Below are 21902 nucleotides of genomic sequence, written 5' to 3'. Positions count from 1 at the left end.
GCCCTTCGCTAACGTGCCGTCCGTGATCGACTACGACGCGGAGATCGAGCGGATCCTGGCCGGACCGCCGGGCCGGCTCGCGTTCCGGGCGCTGTGCGGGCTGCTCGGCCGCGCCGGTGCTCCCGCCCACCTGGCCGAGCTGTGCGAACGGCAGCTCGTGACGTGGCCCGACGACGTGCGGGAGGCGCCGTGGTCGTGGCTCGCCGCCCTGCACGCGGGCTATTCGCGGCCGGGCTGGCGGCTCGCGCGGTCGATCAAGCTGCGCCACCACCACAACGGCACGGCGGACCCGCCGTTCCCGGATCCCCGGACGACGCCGGAAGTCCGCGGCATCAGCCACCTCGACCTCGGGTGGTTCGCCTCGGACGAACTGGTAGCCGTCGTCGATGCGTTGCCGCAGTGGGAAAACCTGCGCTCGCTGCGCCTCAGTCTCGTGACCGAATCGGACGCCGGGGCGATCCGGGACCTCGCCGCGGCGCCCGGCCTCGCGCGGCTGGACTCGCTGGACCTCGTCGACGTCAGCGAAGACATGTGGCACTTCGGGAAACCGCCGTTCCGCCCACCCGCGGACCGGCCGCTCCCGCTGCGCCACGCCGGGTTGCGCGCCCCCGATCTGGTGCACCTGCTGCGGTCGGCGATCGTCCCGCACCTGCGCTCGGCCGACGTCCTCGTGTGCAGTGCCGACGAGGCGCGCGAGCTCGCCGCCTGCCCGGAGCTCGCCCGGCTCGAGCGGCTGGCGATCGGGTTCCGCTGCGGCCGCGACGGCCGGCAGCCGCTGTGGGAACCGTTCTTCGGCAACGTCATCGCGGAGGACGACGAAGCCGGCGAGATCTTCTTCGGCGACGCGGACCTCTCCGGCCTGAAATCCCTGAAGGTGCAGGGAATCCCGATGGGCATGGGCCGCGAAGGCCTTGGCGCGCGCGGTTTGGCGGCCGCCGCCGGGGTCCTGCCGCAGCTGACCGACCTGACGCTCACCCGGCTGCCCCTCGGCGACACCCCGCTGATCCGCGTCCTGGAAGCGCTCGACCGCGACCGCGTCGAACGGCTGACGCTCACCGACGTCGTGGCCACCGACCGGACGGCCGCCGCGTTCGTCGGCACCTTCCCGCGCCTGGCGCACCTCGACCTGAGCCTGAACTCCTTCACGGGCACCGGCGCCCGGCACCTGGCCACCGGGGTCCGGCTCCCCGCGCTGACGCAGCTCGACCTGTCCGGCAGCAGCAGCTCGCCGTACTACTCGCGGGCCGCCGTCCAGCCGGTCGGGGACGACGGCGCCCGGGCGTGGGCCGGCTCCCCCAACGCCGGCCACCTGACCCGGCTGAACCTGGCGGCCACCGGGCTCGGGGCCGAGGGCCTCCTCGCCCTGCTGCGCTCGGAGCACCTCCCGCGCCTCGCCGAGCTGGACCTGTCCGGCAACCTGCTGGCCGGCTGGCCCGCCGACGTCCCGATGTGGCCCTCCCTGCACACCCTGGAGGTCGCCGATTGCGGTCTCGGCGACGAGGCCGTCCAGGCGCTGACCGCGTCCGGGCCGATGCCCGCCCTGACCCGGATTTCGCTGGCGTACAACAACTTCGGCGCGGCGGGGGCGAAAGCCCTCGCGTCCTGGAGCGCACTGCCCCGGCTGTGGGAGCTGAACCTGCACGACCACGTGATCGGCGACGACGGCCTGGCGGAGCTCGCCGCGTCCCGTGCGGCGCAGCTGCTCGTCGAGCTGGACCTGGAGCAGGACTGCTGGAACGACGCCCGGCGCCCGCTCGCCGTCCCGCTGCCGGCCGACGTCACCGATCCGGCGGCGTTCCCGAACCTCGACGCGCTCTGGCTCGGCGTCGTCGACGAGTACCACGGCAGCCGGTCCTCCAGCGGCTTCCCGCCGCACGTCCGGGAAGAACTCGCGGCGGCGGCCACGACCCGTCCCGAACTGGCCGCCTTCCTCACCCACCTCGACCTGGACGAGCAGGAGATCAGCGCGGACGTCCACCACGACTTCCGGCCCAAGGCCGCCGAAAGGCACGCCGAGACCGTCGCCGGGGCCCGCGAATTCGCCCGCCGCCTGCGGGAGGATGACGCCTGATGATCACCCGACGGGCTGATCAGCCGACCGGCTCCTTCGCCGGTGCCGGCTTCGGGCTCAGCACGCCGGCGAACACCGCCGCGAGGACGCACAGCACGACCGGCACCGCGAAGGTGACGTTCAGCGGCATCCACCGCGTCAGCCCGCCGATCAGGGCCGGACCGGCCAGCAGCCCGACGTACCCGAGGCCGACCACCCGGGCCATCAGCGCGCCCGACGCCCGCGTGTCCAGGTTGCCCGCCGCGGTGAACAGCTGCGGGACGCCGCCCGAGAGGCCGAGGCCGAACAGCGCCCAGCCCACCAGGGAGACCGGCACCCACGGCGCCGCCGCGGCCGTCGTCAGGCCCACGGCCGCCAGCGTCGCGCCGTAGCGGACGATCGCCGCCGGGCCCGCCCAGGCCGCGACGCGGTCGGTCAGGAACCGGCCGGTCGTCATCGCCACCGCGAACGCGCCGTACGCCAGCGCCGCCGTTGACGCCGACGTGCCCAGCCCCTTTTCCATGTGCAGCGCGGCCCAGTCGTTCGCCACGCCCTCCGACAGCATCAGCGCGAGCGCCAGCAGGCCCAGCAGCCAGACCACCCGGCCCGGGGTCCGGCGCGCCACCACCGGCTCGGCGGTCTCGGAAGACGCGGCGGGTGCGTCCGCCGGCTCCATCAGGAACCGCGCCGCCACCACGGAAAGCAGCACACACACCAGGCCGGTGCCGGTGAGCGTGACTCCGGTGGGGACGCCCGCGCCGAGGGTTGCCGCGCCGATGACCGCGGCGATCGCGCCGCCGATCGACCACATCGCGTGGAAGGCCGCCATGATCGGGCGCGGGTAGGCCCGTTCCACGACGACCGCGTGGGAGTTCATCCCGACGTCGATGGCGCCGTTGCCGAAACCGAAGAAGATCAGCGACAGGCCGAGTGTCCACCACGAGTTCGCGAATCCGGGCGCGCACACCGCGCAGCCCATCAGGATGCCGGCGGCCGGCACCAGCCGCCGGTGCCCGAGCCGGTCGACGAGCGGGCCGGCCACCTGCATGCCGGCGAACGCGGCGCCGCCGAGCACCAGCAGCAGCGCGCCCAGCGTGCTGTGCGAGATGCCCGTGGCGCGCTCGACGTTCGGGATGTGCACCACCCACATGCCCATCGCGAAGCCGTTGAGGCCGAAGAACATGAAGGTCGCGAACCGGGCGGCACGCGGGCGGGGCGGGGCGGTCATCGGCTCTCCCAAGGAACGGCAACGTGCACGAGAACGCCGCGCTCGGCCAGCGCGGCACGCTGGTCCGCGGGCGCGCCCGGGTCGGTGATCACGACGTCGGCGCGGTCGGCCGGGCAGACGTGCGCGAGCGCGGCCCGGCCCCACTTGGCGCCGTCGGCGAGCACGATCGCCCGGGCCGAGACGTCGAGGGCGGCCTGCTTGACCTCGGCGTCGCCCAGGTCGAAGGCGGTGAGCCCGGCGTCGAGCCCGAATGCGCACGGGCTCAGCACGGCGACGTCGAACCGCAGGGCCCGCAGCGACGCCAGCGTCAGCGGTCCGACCAGCGCCTGCTCCCCCGGCCGCGGTTCGCCGCCGGGCAGCAGCAGCCGGACGCCGGGGGCTTCGGCCAGTTCCCGGACCGCGTGCAGGGACAGCGGCATCACGGTGACCGGGCGCCCGCGCAGCAGCCGCGCCAGCTCCAGCGCGGTGGTGCCGCTGTCGAGGACGATCGTTTCGCCGTCGCGGACCAGCTCGGCCGCCGCCGCGGCGATGGCCCGCTTCGCCGCGATCGCGGCCGTCGCCCGCGCCGCGAACGGCGGTTCGATCCCCGACGGCGACGCCGGGACCGCGCCGCCGTGCACCCGCCGCAGCACCCCGCGGGACGCCAGCTGGTCGAGGTCCCGGCGGACCGTCATCTCCGACGCGCCGGTCGCTTCGGCCAGCTCGGCCACCCCGACCTGGTCGGCGTCGCGCAGCCGCTCGACGATCACCCGTTGCCGTTCCGCGCTCTTCACGCCGCGATGTTCGCAAGCCGCCGACGTTCGCACAACCGGTTTGTTCGTCCGCTCACGTCGAATGTGCGAACTCCCGCTGCGGCATGATGGTGCCGTGCACGCCGCCGAGACCACCGCGACCCCGTGACCGGGGGCTACCTGAAGGGCCGGATCCGCCGCGAAGACATCATCACGGCGGCGGCCGCGGCGTACGGCGAACTCGGCTACCACGGCTCGTCGCTGCGGGAGATCGCCAAGCGCGTCGGCATCTCCCACGCCGGGCTCCTCTACTACTTCCCCACCAAGGAGGCCCTGCTCGCCGCGGTGCTCGAACGCCGGGACGCCGAGGACTCCGAGCGCGAGCAGCTCACCGTGCCGCCCGGGCTCGAAGTCCTCCGCCACTTCGTCGCGCTCGCCGAGCACAACGTCCGCCACCCCGGGATCGTCGACCTCTACTCCCGGCTCGCCGCCGAAGCGGTCGCCCCGGACCACCCGGCGCACGACTACTTCGTGCGCCACTACCGGGCCGCCCGCGCCGGCGTCCACGAGTCGTTCGACGCCCTCGCCGCCCGCGGCGAACTGCGCGCGGGCGTCGAGCCCGGGCTGGCGGCGCTGACGTTCATCGCCCTGATGGACGGCCTGCAGGTGCAGTGGCTGACCGTCCCCGGCGATGTCGACCTGGTCGGCTCGCTGCGCTTCTACCTGCAGAACCTGCTCACCGTCCCGCTCTAGAGGGTCTTCGCGTACGGGTCCCAGCCCACGGGCAGCGGCGGCGGGACGTCGATCGTGCTCGAGACCTCCACGCTCTGCCCGCGGGTGATCGACTCGTCGATGGCCAGCATCGCGTCGAGCACGTGGTAGGCCAGCTCGCCGGACGCCCGCTCCGGCACGCCGGCCCGGATGGCCCGCGCCAGCTCCAGCGCGCCGGTGCCGCGGGAGGCCGCGTGGCCCTGCGGCGCCAGCTCTTCCGGCTCCTCGTGCCCGAGCAGGTGCAGCCGGGTCGGCTCGTCGAACCGGTTGGGATCGGGCAGCACGGCGGTGCCGAGCGTGCCGGTCAGCTCGACCAGCCCGGCCCGCTTGAGCGCCGAGTCGAAGCTCAGCACCAGCTGCGCGGAAGCGCTTTCGAACTCCACGAGCGCGGTGACCGTCGTCGTCACCGACACCGGGAACTCGGTGCCCGCCCGCGGCCCGGACCCGATGACGCGGGTGTCGCGCGCGCGGCCGCCGGCCGCGGTGACCCGGCGGACCGGGCCGAGCAGGTGCACCAGCGCCGTCAGGTAGTACGGGCCCATGTCGAGCAGCGGGCCGCCGCCGGCCTGGAAGTAGAACTCCGGCGCGGGGTGCCACACCTCCGGGCCCGGCACCTGGAACAGCGCCAGCGCGGTCAGGGGCCGGCCGATCCGGCCCGCGTCGACGGCCCGCCGCGCGGTCTGCAGCGCGGCGCCGAGCACGGTGTCGGGGGCGCTGGCCACGCGGAGGTGCTTCTCCCGGGCGCGATCGAGCAGCTTGCGGCCGGTCTGCCGGTCCAGCGCGAGCGGCTTCTCCGCCCACACGTGCTTGCCCGCCTCCAGCGCGGCGAGCCCGATCTCGACGTGCGCGACCGGCACGGTCAGGTTGACGACGAGCTCGACGCCGTCGTCGTCGAGCAGCTCGGCCACGGTGCCCGAACGGGGGACGCCGTGCTCGGCCGCGCGCGCCGCCGCCCGGCCGGTGTCGAGGTCGGCGACCCACCGCACGTCGACGTCCGGGAAGGCGGTGAGGTTTTCGAGGTAGGTCCCGCTGATGACGCCGGCGCCGACGATGCCGACGCCGACCGGCCCGCCGGTCACCGGACGGCGCCGGTCAGGAAGGCGTGGCTGTCGGCGAGAGCCGCGAAGAGGTCGCCGTCGAAGGCGTCGAACTCCACCACCCGCAGCGCGTCCGGCGCGGCGGCGAGCACGTCCGCGACCGGCACCCGGCCCTGGCCGGCCGGCACCTGGCCGGTGGCGTCGGTGGCGAGCCCGCCGTCCTTGACGTGGATGGCGCGCACCCGGTCGCCGAGCCGCCGCAGCAGGGCGGGGGCGTCCTCGCCGCCCGCGGTGGCCCAGTAGGTGTCGACCTCCAGGGCGACGGCCGGGTCGAGCTGGTCGGCGAACACCTCGAAGGCGCTGCGCCCGTCGATCCGGGACTGCAGCTCCCACCAGTGGTTGTGGTAGCCGACGCGGACGCCGTGCTCGGCCGCGAGCTTGGCGGCGGCGTTGAGCCCCTCCGCCGTGGCCGTGATGTCGGCCGGGTCCTGCCACTGTTCGGCCGGCACCCAGGGGTCGATCACCAGGCCGATGCCGAGTTCGGCCGCCGCGGCGAACACGGCCGGCTGGTCGGCGCCGAGCAGGCTCGCGTGCGCGGTCGGGGCGGTCAGGCCGTTCGCGGGCAGGCCGTCCCGCAGGGCGTCGACGTTTTCGACGACGCCGTACGGCTCGACCTGCGTGAAGCCGATTTCGGCGAGCCGCCGCAGGGTGCCGGCGGGGTCGGCCGCGAAGGCGTCGCGGACGGAATACAGCTGTACGGAAGGCAGGCTCATCCCCAGCTCCTCCAGTTCCCGGTGGCGGCCGTCCGCCACGGCTGCTCAATTTCTACCACCTGGTCAAAATTGTCACCAGGGGTTCGCCCACCGCGTCCACCGGACGGCGGCGTGCCGCGACTCACGGCCGCCGGGGTTTTGGCAAGCCCCCGATGGGGCAGTAACGCCAAGAGGCAGGGGGGCCAGGCCGATCCGGGAGGTGCCGGTAGTGGACAGGACAGGGGACGAAGTGGACACGGGACACCCGGCGTCCCGTCGCGACCTGACGGACCTGTCCGAGGCCGCGCGCGACCTCGACCGGCGGATCGACCAGCACCTCGAGCGGCTGCGCCGCGAACGCGCCCAGCGCGCCGCCGACATCCCCACCCAGCGGCTTCGCCGGCTGGGATAGCCCTCGGGTTCACCGCGGGAACGCGACCTACTACGCTGGGTGGCCCCACGCCGATGTCCCTGCGAGGTCGCCATGTCCGAGACGCCGTCCGCGCTCTCCCCGAGCCAGACGCCGGTGGGGGTCGACCCCGTCCGGCCGAGCATCGCGCGGATCTACGACGGCTTCCTCGGCGGCAACAACTTCTACGAGGTCGACCGCGTGGTGATGGACAAGATCCGCACCGCGGTCCCGGAAGCGGTGGACATCGCCCGCGGCAACCGCGGGTTCCACAACCGCGCGCTGCGGATGCTGGCCGGCCAGACCAGGATCCGCCAGTACGTCGACTGCGGGTCCGGGCTGCCCACGGCCGAGAACACCCACCAGATCGTGCAGCGCATCGACAAGGACAACACGGTCGTCTACGTCGACAACGACCCGGTGGTCCTCGCCCACGGCCGGGCGCTGCTGGTCGAAAACGACTTCACGCACATGGTCGAGGCCGACATCTTCGACCCGCCGCAGGTGCTGGGCCACGAGGAAGTGCTGCGGCACGTCGACTTCACCGAGCCGCTCGCCCTGTTGCAGGTCGGCACCATGCACCACTGCGAAGGCGACACCGTCTTCGACATCATGCGCACCTACATCGACGCGCTGCCGTCGGGCTCGTACGTGGTGCTGTCGCACTTCTTCGACCCCGAGGTGCCGGAGCTGACCGCGATCGCCAAGCGCATCGAGCAGATCCTGGTCCAGGGCCCGCTCGGGGCCGGCCGCTTCCGCACCCGCACGGAGATCGAGGCGCTGATGGACGGCCTCGAACTGGTCCAGCCGAACGCCACCTCGGATCCGGGCATGGCGGTGTGCGACGAATGGTGGCCGGACGGTCCGCGGCTCACCCCGCTGAGCGATTCGGCGCGCTGCGTCGCCGGGGTCGTCGGCTACAAGCCGTAGCGCCTCACCCTTCCGGCTCCGCGGTTGCGTCCTCTGTGGACGGTTCGCCGTCGCGTACCCACTTCAGCTTGACCTCGAACTGGCCCTGCAGACCGGTGCGCGCGATCACGGCCCCGGCCTGGGCGTCGAGCTTGACGCCGAACTTGAGCTCGACCTCGTCCGGGCCCAGGCCGCGGAACTGCGCCAGCGCGGCGGCCGCGGCCACCCGGACCTCGCCGAGCGCGTGCTCGAAGGTCGTGGTCGCCTTGCGCAGCACCCCCGAGGGCACCGAGGCGTGTTCCAGGCCCGGTTCGCCCTCGACCTCGACGACCACCGAACCACCGCCGTCGAGCGGGAAACGCACGAACTCCTGCACCGGATCTCCTTCTCTCCCACGGTTTCAGCACGGCAGGTCGAGCCACTGCTTGCGGTCGATGCCGCGGCGCACCTGTTCCAGCTCGCCGAGCAGGGTGTCCAGCCGGTCGGGGTGGGCCAGGTACTCCAGCACCGCCTGGTAGAACGCGCTCGTCATCGCCGAGGGCATCAGGTCCGACGCGTCGAAGCACAGGTCGGTGCCCTTGGCCAGGGTCGTCGCGATCCGCCGGCTCACGTCGCTGCGGTAGACGTCCTGGCCGACGAGCCCCTGGTGCACCGAGAACGTCGTCCCGCCGGACGGCCAGATCCGCTGCCCCCGCTCCCCGGCCAGGTACCCCATGAGCCGGCGCGCGGCCGGCGTGTCGTGGAACATCCCGGCGAGGTCGGCCGATACCTCGGACCGCGCGGGTTTTCCGGTGCCCGGGAACGGGAAGAACCGGAAGTCGCGGTCGGGCACGGGCGGCCCGGCCGGGCGCCGGACCGCCTGGTACCCGCCGATCGCGAACGAGCCGAGGTGCTCCAGCAGGCAGCCGGGCGGCCGGGCGAAAAGGGCCCGGCCGGCGTCCGCGAACGACGTCAGCAGCGCGGCCGTGCTGCCTCCGCGGACCGCACCGGGCGCCAGGACCAGCGTCCCCCAGCTCTGCCACGCGTCGCGCACGACCTGGTCGGTCCAAGCCACTTCGCCCGCCGCCCACTTCCCGTACTTGTCCGGCGCCTGGTGCAGCAGGATGTCCTCGAGCCAGTCGGTGCCCGGGAACCCGGAGTTCGGCGGCGCCCCCATCCCGAGGCACCACGGCCCCTGCCCGGTGGCGGAAAGCCGCCGGGACGTCGCCACGAGCGCGTCCCAGGTGGCCGGCGGTTCGTCCCGGAAGCTGTCCGGGTCGTACCAGATGATGCTCTTCAGATCGGCCTTCACCACGACCGTGTAAGCCGTGTTCCCGCCGAGCTGCTGCAGCTTCCGCCACTGCGGGCTGTAGGCCGCGGTCGCGTCCGCGTCGAGGACGCCGTCGAGGGGTTTGAGCTGCCCGGAACGCGCGTAGCCCGCCAGCTCGGCCGGGTTGGACAGCACCGCCACGTCGGGCGGGGTGCCCTGCTGCAGGTCGCCGCGCAGCACCTGGTTCTGCGCGCGGGTGCCCTGGTAGCTCGTGATGATCCCGGTCTCCTTCGTGAACCCGTCGAGCACCCGCAGGAACGCCGTCTGCTCGTCGCCGGTCCACGACCCCAGCACGGTCACCGACTCCGCGCCGGCCCCGGCGGAACACCCGGACAGCAGGAGGACGACGGCCAGTGTCAGGATCGCGCAGCGTTTCGTCACGGCTCTCCCCTCGCGCGGAACCGGTATTCGTCGAGCCGGGGTTGCAGGCCGACGGCCGAGAGCACGCCGATTCCGGCGGCCAGCACCGGGATCCCGTACCCGAGCACCCCGTTCCACCCCGGTTCGGTGAATCCCGGGCCCAGCAGCGCCGCTTCGTCGACGGCCCCCGGCGGCGCGGGCGGGACGGCGGGTGGGACGGGCGTCCCCGCGGCGAACGCGGTCACCGTGTCGCCGCATGCGGCCACCCCTTCGATGCCGCACTGGGCGGTCAGCACCTGGGCGAGGGTCCACCGGGCCCGGCCGGCGGCGGCCGTGGTGGCCGCGGACCGCGCGTCGACGGTCTGCTCCAGCGCGGCACCGCCGTCCCGGGCGTCGGACTGGATGCCCAGCAGCAGCGCCGTTCCCGCGCCCAGCAGCACGCACGCCAAAGTGGCGGCCAGCAGCGCGGTGTTCACCGCGCGCCGGAACCGCCTGGCGAGGAACCGCTGGGACCAAAGGAGGGCGGCGAGCAGCAGGACCAGCGGTACCGCCCAGAGCACGGTGATCGCGGGACCCAGCCAGTTCGCCCCGAGCTGCTCGTCGAGGGCGGCGCGCTGGGCGGCCTCGAGCGCGTCGAGCCGGGCGAGGATCCCGTTCTGCGGCGCGGTCAGCAGGTCCGACGCGGACTGCAGGTTGCTCGCCGCGAGCGCGCCGCCCGCGTCCTGCCGGAAGTGGGCGTCGGCCTGTCCGACGAAGCCGTTGTACGACGGCAGCAGCCCTTCGATCAGCCGCAGCGTCTGGCTGCCCGCCTCGCCGGCCGCGTTGTGCTCGGCGACCTGGGCGAGCTGCTGGCTCGCCCGGGCGATCTCGTCCTCGTACTGCTCGCTGGGGCCGGTCAGGCGCGCCTGCTTGGCCTGGAACGCCGTCACCGCCGCCCCGTGCGCGGCGACGATCGCCTCCTTGGCCAGCGACACCTCGAGCACCGCGGGTGCGGTGCGGTCCCGCACCTCGGCGATGCTGGCCCGGACCCCGAGGAAGGTCGCCAGCGCGGTCGCCAGCACCAGCGCGCTGCCGGCCACCAGGCCGAGCCGCAGCCACCAGAGCGTCTGCCGGGTGGTGCTGGTCGCCGTCACGACGGCGCTCCGGCCTCGACCGGTCTGCCGCAGTGCCCGCACTGCTTCGCCGACGGCCGCACCTTGTGTCCACAGTGGACACACTGGCGGGGTGCACCGTCCACTTCGGCCGGGACGGCAACCGCGGCGGGTTCGTCCACACCGCTGTAGGTGGAGATGGTCGACCCGAGCACCAGGGAGAACCCGTCGCGTGGGCGCACCCGTTCCTTGACCACCACCCCGCCGTCGTCGCGCACGTCGACCAGCCGGCCCAGGCGCTTGAGGATCTCTTCGTTGCCCAGCTCGGTCGCCAGCCGGACGGCGGTCCCCCATTCGCGCGCCGCTTCCGCGCGGTCGTCGCGCTCGAACGCGTCCCAGCCCGCGCGGACCGCGCGCCCGAGCTCGGCCTGCCCGGTGACCCGGGCGACGTGGTCGTCGGGCACGCTGGACAGGGCCAGGTCGTCGGTCAGGTAGCCCACCACGGCCTGCGGCGGGCCCGCCGGGCCTTCGGCGCCTTCGAACAGGGCGACGGTGCCGAGCAGCATGTCCTCGTACCGGGTCAGCTCCCCCGCCTCGACGCCGAGGCAGAGGTGGTACTCGCGCAGTTCCTCGCCCCACGCCCCGGTCGGCAGTTCGAGCACGCCGCCTTCGCCGCGGCATTGCGCGGTGAGATCGACCTCGGTGGGGAAGACCTGCTTCACGAACCGCAGCCGGCTGTAGGGCATGGTGGTCACCCGCAGCCGGAGGTCGGCCACCGTGCGGCCCATCGCCCGCTCGACCAGGCGCCGGAAGTCCCCGGCGAGCTGGGCGTCCTCCAGGACGGCGTCCGCGGTGCCCCGCAGCACGGACGCGATGCGCTGCAGGTCGCGCGGGTCCCAGTCGTCGCCGATGCCCCGGGCGTCACAGGCGAACTCGCCCTGGCAGCGGCCGAGCGCGGCCTCCAGCGCGCCCGCGCGGTCGGACTGGTTGCGGCCGTCGGTGAGCAGCACGGCGTGCCGGATGTCGGCCGGCGTCTTCGCGAACAGGTCCCGGGCCAGGTCCAGCCAGGTGCTCATCGCGGTACCGCCGCCGGCGATCAGCCCGGAGACGGCGTCCTTCGCCTCCTGGCGGGTCCGCTCGCCGGCCACCGCCAGGGGCGGCGCGGCCGGGTACACCAGCCGGGCGCGCCCGGTGCACTCGAGCACGCCGAACAGCACGCCGTCGCGCAGGGAGCCGATGGCCGCCCGGCAGGCGTGCCGGGCGGCCTCGATCTTCGTCGGCGGCCAGTCCATCGAGCTGGAGCAGTCCACCAGCAGCAGCTCGGCGGTCGGCGGCGGCTCGGGCGCGGCGGCACCCGCCTCCCCCACCCGCACCGTGAGGACGACGTCCATCCGGCCGTCGGCGGGCGCCAGGTACTTGTTCTGGCTCAGCTGGAGGGTGAGCGACGGGCGGTCCCGGTCGGGCATCCGATCACCTTCTCGTCTTCGGCCGGACGGCGTTCGCGAGGTCGACCAGCACGCCGTGCTCGTTGCGGTCCCGCGCCCGTTCGGCGAGCCGGCGCAGGGACTGTTCCAGGAGCAACCGCAGGCCGCGCCCGGTGACGCGCGCGCCGAGGAGGGCGCCGCCGTCCCAGCCCTCGTGGCCGCCGAGCCCGGCCAGCGCGGCCCCGCGGACGAGCGCTTCCAGCCGGTCCTCGGCCTCCGGGTCGAGGTAGAGGTCGGGCAGCCGCCGGGCCGCGTCGGCGAGGTCGTCGCGGCCCGGCGGCCCCGACGCCAGGCGGCCCGCCCGGATCCGCACGGCGGCGATCCGGGCGGCGTCGTAGTGGCGCGAGATCGGCGGGACGACGTCCAGCACGGCGACCGCGGCGTCACGGCCCTGGCTGCGCAGAGCGCAGCGGGCCAGCCCGAACGCGGCGCTGACCTGGGCGTGATCGCGGTGCCACACTGAGCGGTAGCAGCGCTCGGCCTGCGCGATCTGCCCGCGCAGTTCGGCGCAGAACCCGAGCGCCAGCCTGGGGGCGATCTCACCGGGCCAGCTCCCGTGCACGTCGTCGAACTTGGCCGCGGCGTCCGGGGCGTTGCCCCGCGCCAGGGCCAGCAGGCCGCGGTGCCAGGCCGCCCGCCAGTCGCGGGTGGCCTCGGTGCCCAGCAGCTGTTCGGCCGTGGACAGGGCCACGGCGGCTTCGCCGGGTCGGTGCAGGGCGATCTGCGCCCGGGTCAGGGCGAAGGCGATCTCGACCGAGTGCTCGCCGAACAGCGCGAGCTTGTCCAGCCAGCGACGCGGCTCGGGGGCGCCCGCGGCGGCGATGAACCCGGCCGCCGGGTCGTCGGGGGCGACCCGCGGGATCGGCAGCCGTCCGGCGCCGTCGGCGGCGCCGGGCAGCCCGAGGTCCAGCTCGTCGGCGGCGTGGTCGCCGGTGACCCAGTGGTCGAGGCCGGGCACCGCGCCGAGGCCGTCGTCGAGCAGTTCCGCGGTGTCCTCGAACAGCGCCGACGGCACCGGCCGCGGCTGTTCGTCGCGCAGGGACAGGATTTCCCGGCGCACGCCCTCGAGCTGCTCCGCCATTTCGGCTGCGGAGGCGAAGCGCCGTTCGAACGGCGCGACCGCCCGGGCGAGGACGCGGTTCAGCGAGTCCAGGCCACCGGCGACGCGTTCGGGCCGGGGTTCTTCGGCCGCGGCTTCAAGCAGGGCCTGCAACGTCTTGCCCACGCCGTGCAGGTCCGAACGCACGGTGAGGCCGTGCCGGGCGACCTCGTGCGACGGCGCCTGGAAGGACTTGGTCCCGACCCGCGGGCCGGGCGGGGCGTCGATCGGGCGGGCCGCGCCGAGGTCGATCACCTTGACGCGCTTGTCGCCGTGGATCACGTTCGCCGGGCTCATGTCGCAGTAGAGCAGACCCTCGCCGTGCAGGTAGTCCAGGGCGGCGAGGATCGCCTGGCCGTAGACGACCACGTGCTCGACCCGCGGTGGCGGGCCCTGCTGCAGCAGGTCCCGCAGGGACCGGCCGCCGACGTACTCCATCACCAGGTAGGTGTCCGGCTCGTCGCCGTGCTCGACGAAGCCGGTGATCCGCACGATGTTCGGGTGGTCGAGCCGGACGAGCACGTCCCGCTCGGCCCGCGCCTGCGCGCGCCGCACCTCGTCGCCGCTGTTGATCACGCCCTTGAGCACGACGTGCTGGCCGCCGAGCTGGGTGTCGGCGGCCAGGTAGATCCAGCCGAACCCGCCGTGGTCGATGCACCCGATGACGTCGTAGCGGTCGCCGATCCGCTCCCCGCGCGTCAGCTTGGGGAGGAAGGAGAACGGCTCGCCGCAGTTTTCGCAGAACCCTTCGGCGAACGCCGGCTCGCCGGCGTAGGCCCGGCCGACCGGCGCACCGCAGCGGCCGCAGAACTGGTTCTGCTCGGGGTAGGCGGGCTTGGAGAGGACGAGCTTTTCCGGGTCCGGGACCTCGATCGACGGCAGCAGCTGGAAATCCGCGTCGCCGCCCCGGAATTCGGCGCTGCGGCGGGTGCTCTCCAGGGCCGGCCCGGACGCGCCCGGGTCGGCGGCCGGCGATCCGGCCGGGACCCTGCGGTGGCCGCAGACCTCGCAGAACCCGATCGGCCCGACCGGTTTCCCGTGGCACCACACCGTTTCCGCCGTCACGCGCCCTCCAGCCGGCGGCGGACCGCACGCACGTACCGCTCCACCAGCGCGGCCGCGGCTTCCGGCTCGTCCGGCCGCGTGGTCAGGGCGGCCATGGCCGGGCGGTACAGCTCCGCCAGTTCTTCGTCCTCCATCAGGCCCGCGCTGGTGGCCTTCGCGTTGTAGCCGCGCAGCCGTCCGTGCAGTTCGTCGTGCCGGGCGGCCCGCGCGCCGAGGTCGGCGCACAGCAGGCCGAGGTCCCGCCACGCGGTTTCGGCGTCGGATTCGGTCGCCGCCAAAGCGCGCCGCACCCGGCCCGCTTCGATCCGGTCGCCCGCCGAGCGCAGGACGCCCAGCCGCAGGCGCAGGTCCGGCGACCGCGCGGGCACCGCCGTGCGGGAACCCAGCCGGGCGGCCAGTTCCCGCGCGCGCTCCTCCTCGTACTCGACCATTTCGACCAGCAGCGCCAGCCGCTCCAAGCCCTGGGTGTTCCGCTCACTCTCCCAGCGGTGAGCCAGGCGCAGGCCCGGCGAGTCCGGCGCACCGAACTGGGCGAGCACGGTACTTCCCTTGTCCACCAACGGTTTTACCGTCCCGGTGAGCACCTCTTCCGGGGCGCGGGCGGCGTCGATGCCGGTCACCGCGACGGCGACGGCCTCCGGGTTGGTCGCCAGCACGGTGGTCACCTCCTCGGTGCTGATGCCGGCGCTGACGTCCTCGGCCACCTTCTCGGCGGTCCGGCCGGTCGCGTCCACGACCGCGGCGAGCCGCTCGCCGGGCCCCCAGCGGGCTCCCCGGCGTTCCCGCCGCACCTGCGCCAGGAGGTACTGGGCGATGTCCGCGCCGAGCTTGCCGATGAGCACGATCAGCCGGCCGGCCGCCGGCCGCGGGGGCGGGCCGACCCACCGGACCACCTCGGGCACGTACCGGGTGATCACCTCGACCGGGATCATGAAGGCGGTCCCGACCCGTTCGTCGGTGTATTCGGTGACCACCATGCCGAGCACCGAACCGGTTGCCTTGTCGATCACGCCCGCACCGCTGAACCCGCCGCGGATCCGCTCACCCGGCAGTTTCGAGTCGAGCTGGACCCACTCCCCCGCGGCCCCGGCCGGCCCGGCCAGCTCGGCGTCGTTCACCCAGACGCCGTGGTCGTGCGGGCGCGGGAAACCGTAGGTGTGGACCACCCGGTCGCGCACGGCACCGAGGCGGACCAGCGGGGCGCCGGGCACCTGGGGGAAGGGTTCGGCCAGGTCGAGCAACGCGATGTCACCGCGCCGGTCCGCCGACGGCGGCTCCCAGCAGCCGGGCCGCACCTCGGCGCGCGTTTCCGGCATGTCGGCCACGCCGACGAACCGCACCCGCAGGTGCTGTCCCGAAAGCGTTTCCTGCTCCAGCGCCTGCACGACGTGCGCGCAGGTCAGCACGGTGCTTTCGCCCAGCAGCATCCCGGCGCCCAGTATCCGGCCCGACGAACTCAGCAGGCATACCCGCCACGGTTCCGAATCCCCCGCGCGCCCCGCGGAAAAACCGTTGTCCTCCCTCACCGGGTGTGACTGTACGGCGGGGCACCGGCCCTCCGGGGCGGGTTCGCCCGCTTACCCCGGCAGATCACCCGATCGGCCGCGCAGCGGTGGGAAACTCACGAAACCGGGCCGTCCCCGGGGAATCCCGCGCCGCTCAGGCGATCGTGCGCAGGCGGCGCAGCGCGAAGAACACCAGCGCGGCCGCCAGGAGCACGAAGATCCCGGTCTCGATGCCCTGGAAGAGCCAGAACCGGTCTCCCGGCTGGTACAGCAGCCAGTTGGACGCGCCCGGCCCCACGTCCCCGGGGCCGGCCCCGCAGCCGGTGGGCGGGCACGGGCCGATCTGCGCGTCCGGCAGCACGAGCTGCCCCGCCGAGTCGCGGACCCCCTGCTGCATCACCCAGTCCCCCGACGCGAAGTTCGGCGTCTGCGCGCCCGACGGGGAGAACGAGAGGGTCTGCGCCGGCAGGTACCGCGGCCGGGCCAGCACCTCGACCGCGACCCGGACCGCCGCGAACCCGGCCAGCGAGACGGCCATGGCGGGCAGCACTTTCCGCCAGTACGTCCCGGCGAAGACGCCCAGGGCCAGCGCGAACAGCGTGTACGCGACCGGCACGATCCCCTGGACGTCGAACGTGAAGTAGGCCAGCCGGCCGGTGGTCGCGCCGGCCAGCGGCCGGAACCACCAGGACACGCCGAGGGCGTACCCGGCGGCCAGCACCGCGGTGATCGCGCCGACCAGGCCGAACTTCGCCAGCGCCCACTGCCGGCGGCTGACCCCCTGTGTCCACACGAGACGGTGGGTGCCCTGCTCGAACTCGCGGGCGACCAGCGGTGCGCCGAAGAACACGCCGACCAGCACGGGCAGCACCACGAACAGCACGGCGACGAACACCAGGCCGCTGAACTGGTCCTGGAACTGGTGGCCGAGGCTCTCGCAGCGGGCCGTCGCCTCGGTCTGCGTGATCAGCGACGCGGTGCCGAGCGCGGCCCGGCAGGCGGCCAGGCCGAGGCTGTCGTACTTCGCGTGCATCGCCAGGCCCGTCGGGACCATGATCGCCGCGAGCACGGCCAGCGCACCGAGGGTGAACAGCGCCTGCTTGCGGTGCTGGCGCCAGGTCAGCCAGATCATGCCGGCACCTCCCACGCGGCCGCCGCAACGCGCGTCTCGGCTTCGGCGAGGTAGGCCAGCACCACGTCCTCCAAGGTCACCTGATGCTCCGTCCACAGTGGATCGATCGGGCCGTCGCCGCGGCGGACCAGCAGCGTCGACTGGCGTTCGGTGTGGCTCGCGCGGACGACCGCCGCGACGCCGGCGATGGATTCGCTGTCGGCCCGCGGGCCGACGAGGGTGCGGTGGGTGTCGAGGAGCTCGTCGACCGCGCCGGTGAGCTGCACCCGGGACTGCTGCAGGACGACGAGGTGGTCGCAGGCGCGCTCGAGGTCGGCCAGCAGGTGCGACGACAGCAGCACGGTCGTCTCGCTCTCGGCGACCGCGCCCATCAGCGTCTGCATGAACTCGCGGCGCGCCAGCGGGTCCAGGCTGGCGATCGGCTCGTCGAGGAGCAGCAGCCGCGGGCGCTTGGCCAGCGCCAGGGCCAGGGCGACCTGGGCGCGCTGCCCGCCGGAGAGCTTCCCCACCGCCTTGTCCGGCGGGATGCCGAGCGCGGCCAGCCGTTCGCGGGCCAGCGCGGCGTCCCACCGGCGGCGGTTGAGCTTGCCGCCCATGGTGACCAGCTCGGCCGCGGTGAAGTCCCGGTACAGCGGGGTGTCCTGCGCGACGAACCCGACGTCGGCGAGCACGGCCCGCGGGTCGCGGCCGAACACGCGCACCTCCCCCGCGTCCGGCCGCAGCAGCCCGACGAGCAGGTGCAGCAATGTCGTCTTGCCCGCGCCGTTCGGGCCCACCAGGGCCGCGATCCGGCCGGCGGGCAGCTCGAGCGCGCAGTCCTGCACCGCCCAGCTGCGCCCGTACCGCTTCCCCAGCCCCCGGGTCTGCACCGCCAGTTCCATCCGACTCCCCTAAGCCAGGTCCTGCGGCGCCCGCGCGCCGCGCATCGTGGTCTCGATCAACGCGGCGACGTCCTCGTCGGACATCCCCGCGGCTTCGGCGCGCCCGAGCCAGGCCACCAGTTCGTCGCGCAGTTCCGCCTGGTTCGCCAGCGACGGGCCGGCCAGGCTGCCGGTGACGAACGTGCCCACCCCGGGCCGGCCTTCGGCGAGCCCCTCCAGGACCAGCTCGCGGTAGGCCTTGAGCACCGTGTTCGGGTTGATCGCCAGCGCCTGGGCCACCTCGCGCACCTTCGGCAGCTGGTCGCCGGGCCGCAGCAGGCCGACGCGCAGCGCCTGTTTCACCTGCACGACGAGCTGCATGTACGTGGCGACCTTGGAGCGGCCGTCCAGGACGAACTCGATCACCCGGCACCTTCCTATTGTCCTACGACATTAAGACAACACCCGCGGGCGAGCCGCTGTCAAGGACCCGCCCGGCGGCATAGGCTGCCGGGACGCACACACCGGGAGGCAGGCATGTCGTTGTTGGACGGGCTGAGCAGGGCGATCGCGGGCGGCGCGATCGAGATCGTCGACCTGACCGCTCCGCTGAGTTCGAGCACGCCGATCCTGCAGCTGCCGGAGCCGTTCGCCAACACCATCCCGTTCCGGCTGGAGGAAATCAGCCGCTACGACGAGCGCGGCCCGCGCTGGTACTGGAACGACATCCACACCGGCGAGCACACCGGCACCCACCTGGACGTCCCGGTGCACTGGGTGTCCGGAAAGGACGGTCACGACGTTTCGCAGGTGCCGCTGAAGACGCTGGTGGCGCCCGCGGTCGTGCTCGACTTCTCGGCGCGGGCGGCCGCGGACCCGGACTTCCTCCTGTCGGTCGACGACGTCCACGCCTGGACGGCCGAGCACGGCCCGCTGCCGGACGGCGGCTGGCTGCTCTACCGCACCGGCTGGGACGCGCGCAGCGCCGACCAGGCGGAATTCCTCAACGCCGACGAAGCCGGCTCGCACACGCCGGGCGTCTCCCCCGAATGCGCCCGCTGGCTCGCCGAGGAAGCACCGATCACCGGGCTCGGCGTCGAGACGGTCGGCACCGACGCGGGCCAGGCGCCGGGGCTCGAGCCGATGTTCCCGTGCCACGAACTCCTGCTCGGCGCGGGCAAGCACGGCCTGACGCAGCTGCAGAACCTGGCTTCGCTGCCGCCGACGGGCGTGCTGCTGGTGGTCTCGCCGCTGCCGATCGTGGGCGGGTCGGGCAGCCCCGCCCGCGTGCTGGCCCTGGTGGAGCGGTGAACGTAGCCGAACTGGTCGGCCGGACCCTGGCGGAGCTGGGCGTGGGCCTGGCGTTCGGCGTGGTGGGCAGCGGCAACTTCGAGGTGACGAACGCGCTGCGCGCGGGCGGCGTCCGGTTCGTCGCGGCCCGCCACGAGGGCGGCGCGGCGACCATGGCCGACGCCTACGGCCGGATGAGCGGCCGCGTGCCGGTGGTGTCGCTGCACCAGGGCTGCGGGCTGACCAACGCGGTCACCGGGATCACCGAGGCGGCGAAGAGCCGGACGCCGATGCTGGTGCTCGCGGCCGACTCGGCGGGGGCGTCGGTGCGGTCGAACTTCCGCATCGACCAGGACGGCCTGGCCACCGCGGTCGGCGCGGTCCCGGAGCGGGTGCACTCGGCCGCGAGCGCGGTGGCGGACACCGTGCGCGCGTTCCGGACGGCGGTGCAGCAGCGCCGGACGGTCGTGCTGAACCTCCCCCTCGACGTCCAGGCCGAGCCGGCGCCGGAGTCCTCTCTCTTCCCGTTGTCCTTGCCGGATGTTCCGGGACCGGCTCCGACCCGCCCGGACGCGGCTTCGGTGGCAGCGCTCGCGGAGCTCCTCTCGGCTTCCTCACGGCCGGTGTTCATCGCGGGCCGGGGCGCCCGCGCGAGCGGCGAAGCGCTGCGGGAGCTGGCTTCGCGGTGCGGCGCGCTGCTGGCGACGTCCGCCGTCGCGCACGGCCTGTTCCACGACGACCCGTTCGCCCTGGGCATCTCGGGCGGGTTCGCCTCCCCGGTGGCGGCCGAGCTGATCGTGGGCGCGGACCTGGTGGTGGGCTGGGGCTGCGCGCTGAACATGTGGACGACCCGCCACGGCAAGCTGCTGAGCCCGCACGCGAAGCTGGTGCAGGTCGACGTCGAGCAGGCGGCGCTGGGTGCGCACCGCCCGATCGACCTGGGTGTCGTCGGCGATGCCGGCTGCACGGCGTCGGACGTGCTCCCGGCGGTTCGCGCGCAGGCCGGCTACCGCACGGACGACGTCGCGGCCCGGATCGCGACCGGCCGCTGGAACGACGTGGCGCACGACGACCTGTCCGGATCGGACCGGATCGACCCGCGGACGCTGAGCCGGCGCCTGGACGAGCTGCTGCCGGCCGACCGGATCGTCTCGATCGACTCGGGCAACTTCATGGGCTACCCGAGCGCGTACCTGTCGGTGCCGGACGAGCGGGGATTCTGTTTCACGCAGGCGTTCCAGAGCATCGGCCTGGGCCTGGCCACGGCGATCGGAGCGGCGCTGGCCCGCCCGGACCGCCTCCCGGTCCTGGGCACCGGCGACGGCGGGTTCCAGATGGCACTGTCCGAACTGGACACGGCGGTCCGCCTGCACCTGCCCCTGGTGGTGATCGTGTACAACGACGCGGCGTACGGCGCGGAGGTCCACCACTTCGGCGAGGCGGACATGACAACGGTCCGTTTCCCGGACACGGACCTGGCGGCGCTCGCCCGCGGCTTCGGCTGCACGGGCGTCACAGTGCGCGGCGTTTCCGACCTCTCACCGGTTCAGGACTGGCTGGCGGGACCGCGAACGGAACCGCTGGTGATCGACGCGAAGATCGCGGACGACGGCGGCTCGTGGTGGCTGGCGGAGGCGTTCCGCCACTGACCGGGCCTTGACAGCGGCCGGTCCGGGCCTGGATGCTGCCCTCGCTGTCTTACTGTCTTAAGACAATGGGGAAACAATCCGATGCGAATCTTCCTGGCCGTCCTCGCGGCCCTCACAATGTGCACGACCCCAGCGGCCGGCCAACCCCACGCCCGTCCCGACCCGGCGGGCGCCTTGCTGGCGGCGTTCGACAACCACCCGATCGTGGCAAAGTCCAGCCCGGACGTCGGCACGTTCGTGTTCGACCTCGTCCGCGACCCCCGTTTCCCGGGCCGGGTGAACGACATCGTGGTGGAGTGCGGCAACTCCCGCCTCCAGCCACTGCTGGACACGTACACCGCGGGCGGCGACGTCCCGGAGATCAGCCACGTCTGGCGGGACACGACCCAGCCGAGCTGCGGGTTTTCGACGTTCTACGAGCAGCTGTTCGCCTTGGTCCGCCAGGTGAACACGACACTGCCGGCGGCACGGAAGATCCGGGTCCTGGCGGCCGACCCCCCGATCGACTGGAGCGCGGTGCACACGCCGGCGGACCTGGAGCCGTTCCTGGACCGGGACGCCTCGATCGTGTCGGTGGTGAAGACACAGGTGCTGCAGAGGGGACGCAAGGCGTTGATGCTGTTCGGTTTGGGCCACCTGACCCACAACGGCGGCAGCGGAGCGGTGGCCCAGTTGGAACGCGAGTACCCATTGGCGGCGTACGTCATCGCGGACCACATGGGGTTCACTTCGGACAATGCGCGGCTGGAGCAGCAGCTGGGTTCGTGGCCGGCGTTGGTGCCTCTTCAGGGATCTTGGCTCGGCGCGTTGGAGACGAGGTATTTTCCGGTGAACCGCGAGTACCCACCGGGGACGCGGGGTTATCCGGGGGTGGACGGGTACTTGTACGAGGGTCCTGCGGATTTGCTGCTGCGAGAGCCGTTGTCGGCTCGGGCGGTGTTGGACACGGGGTATCTGACAGAGCTGCGCCGACGGGCGACGGCGATCGAGGCGCCGCCGGATTCGATCGAGTGGCCGGAGACGTTCTTTGCTCGGGAGCGGGCTTCGGGGGTTCTGCTGCGGGGGTAGGGGCGGCTTGGGCCGGGGTTCTCTGAGCAGGAGAGGACTTCGGAGGTTCTGCTGCGGAGGTAAGGGCGGCTTGGGCCGGGGTTCTCTGAGCGGGAGAACCCCC

General features: G+C 73.6%; 20 protein-coding genes. 7 read left to right on the top strand and 13 right to left on the bottom strand.

All coding sequences use genetic code 11. The features are described from left to right. Nucleotides 1-22 precede the first annotated feature (22 nt). A complete protein-coding gene (locus ABZW17_RS19655; protein WP_354815621.1) occupies nucleotides 23-2071 on the top strand; it encodes a hypothetical protein in 2049 nt (682 codons plus the stop codon). Between the two features lie 19 nt (nucleotides 2072-2090). On the opposite strand, the gene ABZW17_RS19650 is transcribed toward ABZW17_RS19655, so the two are convergent. After that, a complete protein-coding gene (locus ABZW17_RS19650; RefSeq protein ID WP_354815618.1) occupies nucleotides 2091-3278 on the bottom strand; it encodes an MFS transporter in 1188 nt (395 codons plus the stop codon). After that, a complete protein-coding gene (locus ABZW17_RS19645; protein WP_354815615.1) occupies nucleotides 3275-4051 on the bottom strand; it encodes a DeoR/GlpR family DNA-binding transcription regulator in 777 nt (258 codons plus the stop codon). Before ABZW17_RS19645 ends, ABZW17_RS19650 begins: the two co-directional genes overlap by 4 nt. Nucleotides 4052-4174: 123 nt before the next feature. Between ABZW17_RS19645 and ABZW17_RS19640 the strand changes: the two genes are divergently transcribed. After that, nucleotides 4175-4762 (top strand): TetR/AcrR family transcriptional regulator, encoded by a 588-nt coding sequence (locus tag ABZW17_RS19640; protein ID WP_354815612.1) that lies wholly within the window; start codon nucleotides 4175-4177, stop codon nucleotides 4760-4762. Here the strand turns inward: ABZW17_RS19640 and ABZW17_RS19635 are convergent. Both ABZW17_RS19635 and ABZW17_RS19630 read right to left on the bottom strand, forming a co-directional pair. After that, entirely contained in the window at nucleotides 4759-5859 is a 1101-nt protein-coding gene (locus ABZW17_RS19635) for a Gfo/Idh/MocA family oxidoreductase (RefSeq protein ID WP_354815608.1), read from the bottom strand. The genes ABZW17_RS19640 and ABZW17_RS19635 overlap by 4 nt on opposite strands. After that, entirely contained in the window at nucleotides 5856-6590 is a 735-nt protein-coding gene (locus tag ABZW17_RS19630; protein WP_354815605.1) for a TIM barrel protein, read from the bottom strand. Before ABZW17_RS19630 ends, ABZW17_RS19635 begins: the two co-directional genes overlap by 4 nt. Before the next feature lie 208 nt (nucleotides 6591-6798). On the opposite strand from ABZW17_RS19630, the gene ABZW17_RS19625 reads away from it, so the two are divergent. Beyond that, nucleotides 6799-6981: a hypothetical protein gene (locus ABZW17_RS19625; protein ID WP_354815602.1), complete on the top strand. Its 183-nt coding sequence runs from the start codon at nucleotides 6799-6801 to the stop codon at nucleotides 6979-6981. A 72-nt stretch (nucleotides 6982-7053) separates the two neighbouring features. After that, nucleotides 7054-7908: an SAM-dependent methyltransferase gene (locus ABZW17_RS19620; protein WP_354815599.1), complete on the top strand. Its 855-nt coding sequence runs from the start codon at nucleotides 7054-7056 to the stop codon at nucleotides 7906-7908. A gap of 4 nt (nucleotides 7909-7912) precedes the next feature. Here ABZW17_RS19620 and ABZW17_RS19615 read toward each other — a convergent pair whose 3' ends face one another. The 9 genes from ABZW17_RS19615 to ABZW17_RS19575 all read right to left on the bottom strand — a co-directional run bounded on the left by ABZW17_RS19615 (nucleotide 7913) and on the right by ABZW17_RS19575 (nucleotide 18218). Further along, complete coding sequence (locus ABZW17_RS19615) at nucleotides 7913-8263, bottom strand: CU044_2847 family protein (RefSeq protein ID WP_354815596.1); 351 nt, start codon at nucleotides 8261-8263, stop codon at nucleotides 7913-7915. Nucleotides 8264-8287: 24 nt separating this feature from the next. Further along, nucleotides 8288-9577: an ABC transporter substrate-binding protein gene (locus ABZW17_RS19610; RefSeq protein WP_354815593.1), complete on the bottom strand. Its 1290-nt coding sequence runs from the start codon at nucleotides 9575-9577 to the stop codon at nucleotides 8288-8290. Next, nucleotides 9574-10689, bottom strand: coding sequence for a hypothetical protein (locus tag ABZW17_RS19605; RefSeq protein WP_354815590.1), 1116 nt, complete (start codon nucleotides 10687-10689; stop codon nucleotides 9574-9576). Before ABZW17_RS19605 ends, ABZW17_RS19610 begins: the two co-directional genes overlap by 4 nt. Next, nucleotides 10686-12113, bottom strand: coding sequence for a VWA domain-containing protein (locus ABZW17_RS19600; protein ID WP_354815587.1), 1428 nt, complete (start codon nucleotides 12111-12113; stop codon nucleotides 10686-10688). Before ABZW17_RS19600 ends, ABZW17_RS19605 begins: the two co-directional genes overlap by 4 nt. A 4-nt stretch (nucleotides 12114-12117) precedes the next feature. Then, the gene (locus ABZW17_RS19595) at nucleotides 12118-14295 is read right to left on the bottom strand and encodes a tetratricopeptide repeat protein (protein ID WP_354815584.1); all 2178 of its coding nucleotides are present in this window, start codon (nucleotides 14293-14295) and stop codon (nucleotides 12118-12120) included. Beyond that, nucleotides 14292-15821: a serine protease gene (locus tag ABZW17_RS19590; protein ID WP_354815581.1), complete on the bottom strand. Its 1530-nt coding sequence runs from the start codon at nucleotides 15819-15821 to the stop codon at nucleotides 14292-14294. The genes ABZW17_RS19595 and ABZW17_RS19590 overlap by 4 nt, the downstream gene beginning before the upstream one ends. Nucleotides 15822-15954: 133 nt before the next feature. Further along, nucleotides 15955-16932, bottom strand: coding sequence for an ABC transporter permease (locus ABZW17_RS19585; protein WP_354815578.1), 978 nt, complete (start codon nucleotides 16930-16932; stop codon nucleotides 15955-15957). Further along, on the bottom strand, nucleotides 16929-17813 hold the full coding sequence (locus ABZW17_RS19580) for an ABC transporter ATP-binding protein (protein WP_354815575.1): 885 nt from the start codon (nucleotides 17811-17813) through the stop codon (nucleotides 16929-16931). Before ABZW17_RS19580 ends, ABZW17_RS19585 begins: the two co-directional genes overlap by 4 nt. Nucleotides 17814-17822: 9 nt before the next feature. Then, nucleotides 17823-18218, bottom strand: a complete 396-nt coding sequence (locus ABZW17_RS19575; RefSeq protein WP_354815572.1) for a GntR family transcriptional regulator — start codon at nucleotides 18216-18218, stop codon at nucleotides 17823-17825. A gap of 111 nt (nucleotides 18219-18329) precedes the next feature. Between ABZW17_RS19575 and ABZW17_RS19570 the strand changes: the two genes are divergently transcribed. The 3 genes from ABZW17_RS19570 (at nucleotide 18330) to ABZW17_RS19560 (ending at nucleotide 21799) form a co-directional block, all read left to right on the top strand. Continuing rightward, nucleotides 18330-19103 carry a cyclase family protein gene (locus ABZW17_RS19570; RefSeq protein WP_354815569.1) on the top strand — a complete coding sequence of 258 codons (774 nt, stop codon included), beginning with the start codon at nucleotides 18330-18332 and terminating at the stop codon, nucleotides 19101-19103. Beyond that, nucleotides 19100-20731 carry a thiamine pyrophosphate-binding protein gene (locus ABZW17_RS19565; protein ID WP_354815566.1) on the top strand — a complete coding sequence of 544 codons (1632 nt, stop codon included), beginning with the start codon at nucleotides 19100-19102 and terminating at the stop codon, nucleotides 20729-20731. Before ABZW17_RS19570 ends, ABZW17_RS19565 begins: the two co-directional genes overlap by 4 nt. Nucleotides 20732-20812: 81 nt before the next feature. Next, a complete protein-coding gene (locus ABZW17_RS19560) occupies nucleotides 20813-21799 on the top strand; it encodes a hypothetical protein (protein WP_354815563.1) in 987 nt (328 codons plus the stop codon). Nucleotides 21800-21902: the final 103 nt, after the last annotated feature.

Source organism: Amycolatopsis sp. NPDC004625 (assembly GCF_040609695.1).
Taxonomy (GTDB): Bacteria; Actinomycetota; Actinomycetes; order Mycobacteriales; family Pseudonocardiaceae; genus Amycolatopsis.
The sequence above is the reverse complement of the archived record's forward strand: the minus strand, read 5'-3'. Positions and strand labels throughout refer to the sequence as shown.

Coding starts and splice junctions, on each gene's coding strand:
- ABZW17_RS19560 (WP_354815563.1), top strand. CDS start 20,813: ATGCGAATCTTCCTGGCCGTCCTCGCGGCCCTCACAATGTGCACGACC.
- ABZW17_RS19570 (WP_354815569.1), top strand. CDS start 18,330: ATGTCGTTGTTGGACGGGCTGAGCAGGGCGATCGCGGGCGGCGCGATC.
- ABZW17_RS19620 (WP_354815599.1), top strand. CDS start 7,054: ATGTCCGAGACGCCGTCCGCGCTCTCCCCGAGCCAGACGCCGGTGGGG.
- ABZW17_RS19580 (WP_354815575.1), bottom strand. CDS start 17,813: ATGGAACTGGCGGTGCAGACCCGGGGGCTGGGGAAGCGGTACGGGCGC.
- ABZW17_RS19630 (WP_354815605.1), bottom strand. CDS start 6,590: ATGAGCCTGCCTTCCGTACAGCTGTATTCCGTCCGCGACGCCTTCGCG.
- ABZW17_RS19585 (WP_354815578.1), bottom strand. CDS start 16,932: ATGATCTGGCTGACCTGGCGCCAGCACCGCAAGCAGGCGCTGTTCACC.
- ABZW17_RS19650 (WP_354815618.1), bottom strand. CDS start 3,278: ATGACCGCCCCGCCCCGCCCGCGTGCCGCCCGGTTCGCGACCTTCATG.
- ABZW17_RS19600 (WP_354815587.1), bottom strand. CDS start 12,113: ATGCCCGACCGGGACCGCCCGTCGCTCACCCTCCAGCTGAGCCAGAAC.